This window comes from Cellulomonas fimi, from assembly GCF_028527925.1.
Taxonomy (GTDB): domain Bacteria; phylum Actinomycetota; class Actinomycetes; order Actinomycetales; family Cellulomonadaceae; genus Cellulomonas; species Cellulomonas fimi_C.
Genome location: NZ_JAPESW010000082.1, coordinates 1 through 8,522, shown reverse-complemented (window position 1 = coordinate 8,522; position 8,522 = coordinate 1). Strand labels below are relative to the sequence as shown.

Annotated in this window: 9 protein-coding genes; 7 read left to right on the top strand and 2 right to left on the bottom strand. The window is 74.2% G+C overall.

Annotated features, from left to right (window positions below):
* The first annotated feature begins 119 nt into the window (after positions 1-119).
* The 7 genes from OMK64_RS19450 to OMK64_RS19420 all read left to right on the top strand — a co-directional run bounded on the left by OMK64_RS19450 (position 120) and on the right by OMK64_RS19420 (position 6,515).
* On the top strand, positions 120-905 hold the full coding sequence (locus OMK64_RS19450; RefSeq protein ID WP_272730009.1) for a sulfate ABC transporter permease subunit: 786 nt from the start codon (positions 120-122) through the stop codon (positions 903-905).
* Entirely contained in the window at positions 902-1,903 is a 1,002-nt protein-coding gene (locus tag OMK64_RS19445) for a sulfate/molybdate ABC transporter ATP-binding protein (protein ID WP_272730008.1), read from the top strand. Before OMK64_RS19450 ends, OMK64_RS19445 begins: the two co-directional genes overlap by 4 nt.
* Before the next feature lie 68 nt (positions 1,904-1,971).
* Positions 1,972-2,382: an RrF2 family transcriptional regulator gene (locus tag OMK64_RS19440; RefSeq protein ID WP_162353709.1), complete on the top strand. Its 411-nt coding sequence runs from the start codon at positions 1,972-1,974 to the stop codon at positions 2,380-2,382.
* A gap of 92 nt (positions 2,383-2,474) precedes the next feature.
* A complete protein-coding gene (locus OMK64_RS19435) occupies positions 2,475-2,933 on the top strand; it encodes an RrF2 family transcriptional regulator (protein WP_272730007.1) in 459 nt (152 codons plus the stop codon).
* 98 nt (positions 2,934-3,031) lie between these two features.
* Positions 3,032-3,964 carry a sulfite exporter TauE/SafE family protein gene (locus OMK64_RS19430; protein WP_272730006.1) on the top strand — a complete coding sequence of 311 codons (933 nt, stop codon included), beginning with the start codon at positions 3,032-3,034 and terminating at the stop codon, positions 3,962-3,964.
* 220 nt (positions 3,965-4,184) lie between these two features.
* Entirely contained in the window at positions 4,185-4,592 is a 408-nt protein-coding gene (locus OMK64_RS19425) for a hypothetical protein (RefSeq protein WP_272730005.1), read from the top strand.
* A gap of 309 nt (positions 4,593-4,901) precedes the next feature.
* Positions 4,902-6,515, top strand: a complete 1,614-nt coding sequence (locus OMK64_RS19420; RefSeq protein WP_272730004.1) for a methyl-accepting chemotaxis protein — start codon at positions 4,902-4,904, stop codon at positions 6,513-6,515.
* 130 nt (positions 6,516-6,645) lie between these two features.
* Here OMK64_RS19420 and hemL read toward each other — a convergent pair whose 3' ends face one another.
* Together hemL and hemB are read right to left on the bottom strand one after the other, a co-directional pair.
* Positions 6,646-8,001 carry a glutamate-1-semialdehyde 2,1-aminomutase gene (gene hemL / locus OMK64_RS19415; RefSeq protein WP_272730003.1) on the bottom strand — a complete coding sequence of 452 codons (1,356 nt, stop codon included), beginning with the start codon at positions 7,999-8,001 and terminating at the stop codon, positions 6,646-6,648.
* The coding region (hemB, locus tag OMK64_RS19410) for a porphobilinogen synthase (RefSeq protein ID WP_524536919.1) at positions 7,998-8,522 on the bottom strand (525 nt) is incomplete at its 5' end. The genes hemL and hemB, both read right to left, overlap by 4 nt.

Here is an 8,522-nt window from a genome sequence, read left to right as displayed (position 1 = left end):
GGTCACGCTCATCCGCACGGTGCCGCGGATCGTCCTCCACCGCGACCGGTCGACGATCACCGGCCTCCCCGGGCACACCCACGTGAACGAGGGCAGCGACTTCGTCGGCGGTCCGCCTCGTGCTGCGCGTCGTCGCGGTCACCTACGTGCTCGGCCTCGTCGCGCTGCCCGTCGTCACCGTCGTCCGGTACACGTTCGCCGACGGGCTCGTACCGGTCCTCGACGTGCTGACGTCGCCCGACTTCGTCGCCGCCGCGCGCCTGACGCTCGTCGTCGCCGGGCTCGCGACCGTCCTCAACACCGTGTTCGGCGTCGGCATCGGCATCCTGCTCGCCCGGTACGAGTTCCCCGGGCGCCGGCTGCTCAACGCGGTCATCGACCTGCCCGTGTCGATCTCGCCGATCGTCGTCGGCGTCGCGCTGATCCTCGTCTACGGCACCAGCGGCTGGTTCGGCCCCGCGCTCGAGCAGGCCGGGTTCCAGGTCATCTTCGCCGTCCCGGGCATGGTGCTCGCGACCGTCATCGTGTCGCTGCCGCTCGTCGTCCGGGAGGTCGTCCCGACGCTCGAGGAGGCAGGCATCGAGCAGGAGCAGGCCGCGCAGTCGCTCGGTGCGGGCGCGTGGGCGCGGCTGCGCCGCATCACCCTGCCGACGATCAAGTGGGCGCTCGCGTACGGCGTCGTGCTGAGCCTGGCGCGCTCGCTCGGCGAGTTCGGGGCCGTGCGCGTCGTCAGCGGCAGCGTCGCCGGGCAGTCCCAGACGCTGACCCTGTTCGTCAACGACTCCTACCAGGAGTTCGGTCCGGACGCGCAGCGCGCCGCGTTCGCCGCGGCGTTCGTCCTCATGCTCGTCGCCGTGCTGTTCATCGTCGTCATCACGGCGCTGCGTCCGAAGGAGAAGAGATGAGCATCGTCGTCCGCGGCGTGAACCGCTGGTTCGGCACGTTCCCCGCCCTCACCGACATCGACCTCGACGTCCCGGCAGGCGGCCTGACCGCGCTGCTCGGCCCGAGCGGCGGCGGCAAGTCGACGCTCCTGCGCATCATCGCCGGCCTCGACCACCCGGACACCGGCACGATCGAGATCGCGGGGCGCGACGCGACGGCCCTGCCGCCGCAGCGGCGCAGCGTCGGGTTCGTGTTCCAGCACTACGCGGCGTTCAAGCACCTCAGCACGCGTCGCAACGTCGCCTTCGGGCTCGAGATCCGGCGACGGCCGAAGGACGAGGTCCGCAAGCGCGTCGACGAGCTCCTCGAGCTCGTGCACCTCGAGCAGCTCGCGGACCGCCTGCCGTCGGAGCTCTCGGGCGGGCAGCGGCAGCGCATGGCCCTGGCCCGGGCGCTCGCCGTCCAGCCCGAGGTCCTGCTGCTCGACGAGCCGTTCGGCGCGCTCGACGCGCAGGTCCGCAAGGAGCTGCGGGACTGGCTGCGTCGCCTGCACGACGAGGTCCACGTGACGACGCTGTTCGTCACGCACGACCAGGAGGAGGCGCTCGAGGTCGCCGACACGATCGTCGTCATCAACGCGGGGCGCATCGAGCAGGTCGGCTCGCCCGCCGAGCTCTACGACCAGCCCGCCAACGAGTTCGTCATGCAGTTCCTCGGCCCGACGACGCGCCTGGGCGGCCGGCTCGTGCGCCCGCACGACATCGAGATCGTCGAGGACGACCGCCCCGAGGCGCTGCCCGTGACGATCACGCGCCTGCTGCGCGTCGGGTACGAGGTGCGCGCCGAGACGCGCGCCGAGGACGGGTCGACGCCGTGGGTCCAGCTCACGCGCGGCCAGGCGGACGGGCTCGGCCTCACCGAGGGCCAGCAGGTGTGGCTGCGGCCGCACGCGTCGGCCGCGGCCGTGCCCGCCTCGTCGCCCGCGCTCGTGCCGTCGTCGGCGAGCGGTCCCGCGTGAGCCGTCCACGACCGGGCCGACGGGGGAGCTGTCCCCGGCCGTCCCGACGGGCGCGGGGGTGACCGGGCGTGCACGTCTCCGCCAAGGCTGACTACGCGGTCCGTGCGCTGCTGCTGCTCGCCCAGCACGCGCCCGAGGTCGTCAAGGTCGAGCAGCTGGCCGTCGAGCAGGACCTGCCGCAGCAGTACGCCGAGGGCATCCTCAACGACCTGCGCAAGCTCGGCTTCGTGACGTCGCGGCGCGGCGCGCACGGCGGCTACTCGCTCGCGCGCGAGGCGGGGGAGATCGCGGTCGGCGACGTCGTCCGGGGGCTCGACGGGCCGCTCGTGACGGTCCGGGCCGTGCCGCCCGGGAGGCTCACCTACGACGGTGTCGCCCGCCACCTGCCCGCGCTGTGGGAGCTCACCGACCAGCGCCTGCGCGAGGTGCTCGACGGCGTCACGCTCGACGACCTGCTGCGGGGCGCGGTCGGCGCCTGACGCGGTGCCCGGCCCCGCGCCCGGCCCGGCGGACGACTCGGGCAGGTCGACGGGTGCCGAGGTCCCAGGCCCGGCGAGGGCACAATGCCGGTATGCGTGTCTCGGCGAAGGCGGACTATGCGGTGCGGGCGTGCGCCGAGCTGGCGAGCAGCCCGCACGGCGACCCGGTCGCGGCGGAGGACCTCGCGACCGGTCAGGGGCTCCCGTCGAGCTTCCTCGAGCGCATCCTCGGCGACCTGCGTCGCGGCGGGCTGGTCGCGAGCGTGCGCGGCCGGTCGGGCGGGTTCCGGCTGGCCCGGCCCGCGGAGGAGATCACGCTCGCGGAGATCATCCGGGCGGTCGACGGGCCTCTCGTGACCGTCAGGGACGAGCGTCCGCCGAGCCTCGAGTACGAGGGGTCGGCCGCGTCGCTGCTCGACGTGTGGATCGCGCTGCGCGCGAGCGTGCGCAGCGTGCTCGACGAGGTCACGCTCGCGGCGCTCGTCGCGGGGGAGCTCCCCGCGCACGTGAAGGAGATGGCCGCGCACGAGGACGCCTGGACCAATCCCTGAGCACCGGGTCTCAGCATCCGGTCGACGGTTGAATTGCAAGTAAGTCACTCGGGATTATCGGGAAAGCCGTCCTCCGTCGTCGTCCCCCGAGGTCTCCCGTGCCGCAGCTCCTGCTCCTCGCCCTCGCGGGCCTCGCCGCGCAGCTCGTCGACGGCAGCCTCGGCATGGCCTACGGCGTGACGTCCTCGACGCTGCTGCTCGCCATCGGGACCAACCCCGCGGCCGCGTCCGCGACGGTCCACCTCGCCGAGATCGGCACGACGCTCGCGTCGGGCGTCGCGCACTGGCGGTTCGGCAACGTCGACTGGAAGGTCGTCCTCCGCGTCGGCGTCCCGGGCGCGATCGGCGCGTTCGTCGGGGCGCAGTTCCTGTCGCGGCTCTCGACGGAGGCCGGCGCGCCCGCCATGTCGCTCATCCTGCTCGGCCTCGGCGTCTACCTGCTCGTGCGGTTCACGCTCTTCGGGCTGCGCACCGACCGACGCCACCTGCCCCTGCGCAAGCGGTTCCTCGCCCCGCTCGGCCTCGTCGCGGGCTTCGTCGACGCGAGCGGCGGCGGCGGGTGGGGGCCGATCGGCACCCCGGCCCTGCTCGCGAGCGGCCGGCTCGAGCCGCGCAAGGTCATCGGCTCGATCGACACCTCCGAGTTCCTCGTCGCGCTCGCCGCGAGCGTCGGCTTCCTCGTCGCGATCGGCTCGCAGGGCGTCAACGTGATGTGGGCGCTCGCGCTGCTGCTCGGCGGGCTCGTCGCCGCGCCGATCGCCGCGTGGCTCGTGCGGCACGTCCCGCCGCGCATCCTCGGCTCGGCCGTCGGCGGCGTCATCGTCCTCACCAACGTCCGCACGCTCGTCCGCAGCGACTGGGTCGGCTGGAAGGGCACCCCGCAGGAGGGGCTGCTCCTCGGCGCCATCGCCGTCGTCTGGGTCGTCGCGGTCGCGTGGTCCGTGCGCGCCTACCGCGCCGAGCAGGCCGCCGCGCGCGCCACGGCCGCCCCGGTGGCGACGGACGAGAAGGTCGTCGTCCCCGTCGTCTGACGAGCCCTCCGCCCCGGACCGGCGAGGTCGCGCCGACCGAGCGACGCGCCCTCGTCCACCGCGCCGGACCTCCCGGTGCCGGCGGCGTCCGACGCCGCGTCACCCGATCCGGTGGCACGCGCCCCGCGCGGGATGCCGAGCGTCCGATATGTCGCATGGGCCCTGTTTCTCGGGGATACTCGTCGCCGAGCGAGCGACGAGAGGCGACACCCACGTGACGATGCGCGACGAGCACGGCCACCGCGACGACGCGGTCGCCGGGCCGGCCGGACGGACCTACCGGCCGCACGCCGGCACGTGGAACGCGCGGGTCCAGCCCGCAGCCGAGGCCGCGTCGGCGCGCCACGACCCGTTCGCCGCGCTGGGGCACGAGGCGAGCCGTCACGGCCAGGTTCCCGGTGCCGCGCACGTGCTGCGCGAACCGCCCCACGATCACGTCGCCGACGTCGCGGACGCCCTGCACGAGCACCCCGTGCGCTCGCTGTGGCCGCACGCGGACGACGCCCCGGGCGGCGCGGGCGACCGCCGCACGGCGTGGACCCCGGACGTCGTGTGGCGGCCGACGCCCAGCGTGCCGTTCCCCCGTCCGGCCCCGCCGACCGAGCTCGACCCGCCGACCTGGGGCTGACGGGTCGGCCTTTCCCGGGGCACGGCGCGGCGGCGTCGCGCAGCAGCGCGGGCTCACGACGGGCGTTCGCACAGGTCGCGTCGTCGAGGCCGCGCCCGCGGGCTGTTACTCGGACGTACGTCCAGGACGGTCCGGGTCGAACCCGGCGGATCGACCTCCGGGAAAACGCTCAGCCGGACGACGGACCGACCGAACGGAAGGACGGCGACGCCACGTGTCACGGCGCCGCCGCAGGGGGCGCCGAGGCACCGGCAAGCCCGCCGGTCGTCCGCACGTCCGCCCCCTCGCCGTCCGAAGCGAGAGGCCCGCATGCCCCACCCCACGTCGTCCCGCCGCCGCCTCCAGTGGTTCGCGGACCGCGGCATCCAGACGAAGATCCTCGTGACCCTCGCCGTCGCCGGCACCATCGTGCTGCTGTCCTCCGGGTACGCGGTGCTCGTCCTCCAGCAGACCCGTGCGGACATGAAGATCATGGCCGACGGGCAGAGCCAGATCAGCGACGTCCGCGACCTCGTGCACCAGAACCAGCTCAAGGCCCGCATGATCGTCGCCCAGATCGCCGCGTCCGACGAGCCGACCGCGAAGAGCGACTGGCGCCGCGCGCTCGAGTCGAACGACGCGGAGCTCGACCCGCAGATCGAGGCCTACACCGCGAGCGCGGCAGGCGGTGAGCAGGCCTGGCAGGACTTCCTCACGAAGTACGACGCGTGGCTCACGATCCGCGACGACCAGCTCGTCCCCGCCGCGCTCGAGGAGGACCTGCACGAGTACGCGCGCATCCGGGACGAGATCGGGCAGCCGGCGATCGAGGCCTACGTCGCGGAGCTCGACCAGACCGCGGCCGAGAACACGGCGTTCATCACGAACCTGGCGCGGCAGTCCCAGGAGCGCGCGAGCAACGCCATGACCGTGCTGATCGGCAGCCTCGTGGCCGCGTTCGTCATCGCGTCCGTGCTGACGTGGCTCGTCGTGCGCACCATCCGTCGCTCGGTCGACGACGTGCGCCGCAGCCTGCAGGCGATGGCCCGCGGCGACTTCACCGTCGAGGCGCCGGTCCGGTCCGGGGACGAGGTCGGCCAGACCGCCGAGGCGCTCGGGGTCGCGCAGCGGTCCGTGCGGTCCACCCTGTCGGGCGTCGTCGAGGCGGCCGAGACCGTCGCGGCCGCCGCGGAGGAGCTGTCGGCCGCCGCGCAGCAGGTCGGCGCCGCGCAGGAGGAGACGAGCGCCCAGGCGGGCGTCGTCGCGTCGACCGCCGACCAGGTGTCGCGCTACGTCCAGTCGGTCGCGGCCGGCTCGGCGCAGATGGGGTCGTCGATCCGGGAGATCGCGCAGAGCGCGTCCGAGGCCGCGAAGGTCGCGCACCAGGCGACGCAGATGGCCGAGCTCACGAACGAGCGCGTCGCGAAGCTCGGCGAGTCCAGCCTGGAGATCGGCAACGTCGTCAAGGTCATCACGTCGATCGCCGAGCAGACGAACCTGCTCGCGCTCAACGCGACCATCGAGGCCGCGCGCGCCGGGGAGGCCGGCAAGGGCTTCGCGGTCGTCGCGGGCGAGGTCAAGGAGCTCGCGTCGGAGACGGCGAAGGCGACCGAGGACATCGCGCGGCGCGTCGAGGCGATCCAGTCCGACACCACGGGAGCGGTGTCGGCGATCGGTGAGATCTCGTCGATCATCGAGGCGATCAACGACCACCAGCTCACGATCGCGTCGGCCATCGAGGAGCAGACCGCGACGACGACCGAGATGTCGCGCGGGGTCGCCGACGCCGCGGCGGGCACCGGGGACATCGCCACCAACATCACCGGGGTCGCGACGTCCGCCGCGACGAGCTCCGACGTGCTCGCCCAGATGGGCTCCAACGTCGAGGAGCTGGCCCGCATGTCCGCCGACCTGCGGTCGCGCGTCGCGGCGTTCACCTACTGAGGACCAGCGCCGGGACGGTCCCCGTGGCCGTCGCGGCGCCGTCCGGACGCCCACTCCTCGCCGGGCGACCCGGACGAGAAGGCCCGCCACCGTGCTGGACGGTGGCGGGCCTTCGGCGTCGTGCGTCCCGTCAGGCGGGCGGGGTGGCCGCGGCGGCGGCGCGTGCGGCGGCGGGCAGCGCCGACAGGATGCGGTCCACGGCGGCGTCGTCGTGCGCGGCCGAGACGAACCACGCCTCGAACGGCGACGGCGGCGCGTAGACGCCGGCCTCGAGCAGCGCGCGGTGGAACGGCGCGTACCGCCACGACTCCGTCGCCTGCACGGCCGCGTAGTCGCGGACGCCGTGGGTCGCGGCCTCGGGGCCGAACATCGTGCTGAACAGGCTGCCCGCCCACTGCACGCTGTGCGGGACGGACTCGTCGGCCAGGACGCGCGACAGCTCGGTGCGCAGCGTCGCGGCCGTCTGGTCGATCCGCGCGTACACCGAGGAGTCGGCGAGACGCAGCGTCGTCAGGCCCGCCGCGGTCGCGACCGGGTTCCCCGACAGCGTGCCCGCCTGGTAGACGGGGCCGACGGGCGCGAGGTGGCGCATGACGTCCCGGCGCCCGCCGACCGCCGCGACGGGGAGCCCGCCGCCGATGACCTTGCCGAACGTGAACAGGTCCGCCGCCCAGCCCTCCCGCAGGCCCTCGAGGCCCCACCAGCCGGAGAACCCGACCCGGAAGCCCGTGAGCACCTCGTCCTGGATGAGCAGCGCGCCGTGCTCGGCCGTCAGACGGCGCAGCTCGGCGTTGAAGCCCGGCCCGGGCGGGACGACGCCCATGTTCGCGGGCGCGGCCTCGGTGATGACCGCGGCGATCCGGTCGCCGTGCGTCGCGAAGGCCTCCGCGACCGCGTCGACGTCGTTGTAGGGGAGCACGATCGTCTCGGCCGCGACGGCCGTCGAGACCCCGGCCGAGTCGGGCAGCGCGAGCGTCGCGACGCCCGAGCCCGCGGACGCCAGCAGCGCGTCGACGTGACCGTGGTAGCAGCCGGCGAACTTCACGACGAGGTCGCGGCCGGTGTGGGCGCGCGCGAGGCGCAGCGCCGTCATCGTCGCCTCGGTGCCGGTCGACACCAGGCGCACCATCTCCGCCGCGGGGACGCGCGAGCGGATCTCGTCGACCAGGTCGACCTCGGTGACCGTCGGCGCGCCGAACCCGAGACCGCGCGCCGCGGCGGCCTGCACGGCCTCGACGACCTCCGGGTGCGCGTGACCCAGCAGCGCCGGACCCCACGAGCCGACCAGGTCGACGTACTCGTGCCCGTCGACGTCGGTGACGTACGGCCCGCTGGCCGACGCGATGAACGGCGGGGTGCCGCCGACCGCGCCGAACGCGCGCACGGGGGAGTTCACACCGCCGGGGATCACGGCCTGGGCGTGCGCGAACGTCTCCGCGCTCGTGCGGCCGGCGACCGCCGCCTCGCTGCTGCCGTACCGGCTCATGACTTCTCCTCCGCCAGCCACGCGGCCAGCTCCGTCGCGAAGTAGGTGAGCACGTGATCGGCACCCGCACGACGGATGCTGAGCACGGACTCCAGGATCGCCCGTTCGCGCTCGATCCAGCCGTGCGCGGCGGCGGCCTCGATCATGGCGTATTCGCCCGATACCTGGTAGGCGCTGACCGGAACCGTGGACACGGCCGCGACGTCGGCGAGCACGTCGAGGTAGGACATCGCCGGCTTGACCATGACCACGTCGGCGCCCTCGGCGATGTCGATCGCGACCTCGCGCGCCGCCTCGCGACGGTTCGCGGGGTCCATCTGGTAGGTCCGGCGGTCCCCCTCGAGCTGCGACTCGACGGCGTCGCGGAACGGGCCGTAGAAGGCCGACGCGTACTTCGCGGCGTAGGCGAGCACGGCGACCTGGTCGTGGCCGGCGTCGTCGAGCGCGTCGCGCACCACGCCGACCTGGCCGTCCATCATCCCGCTCAGCCCGACGAGATGAGCACCCGCCGCGGCCTGCGC

What these genes read in the sequence shown, in the direction of transcription:
- OMK64_RS19445 (WP_272730008.1), top strand. Translation starts at nt 902, where the DNA reads ATGAGCATCGTCGTCCGCGGCGTGAACCGCTGGTTCGGCACGTTCCCC.
- OMK64_RS19435 (WP_272730007.1), top strand. Translation starts at nt 2,475, where the DNA reads ATGCGTGTCTCGGCGAAGGCGGACTATGCGGTGCGGGCGTGCGCCGAG.
- OMK64_RS19425 (WP_272730005.1), top strand. Translation starts at nt 4,185, where the DNA reads ATGCGCGACGAGCACGGCCACCGCGACGACGCGGTCGCCGGGCCGGCC.
- OMK64_RS19420 (WP_272730004.1), top strand. Translation starts at nt 4,902, where the DNA reads ATGCCCCACCCCACGTCGTCCCGCCGCCGCCTCCAGTGGTTCGCGGAC.
- hemL (WP_272730003.1), bottom strand. Translation starts at nt 8,001, where the DNA reads ATGAGCCGGTACGGCAGCAGCGAGGCGGCGGTCGCCGGCCGCACGAGC.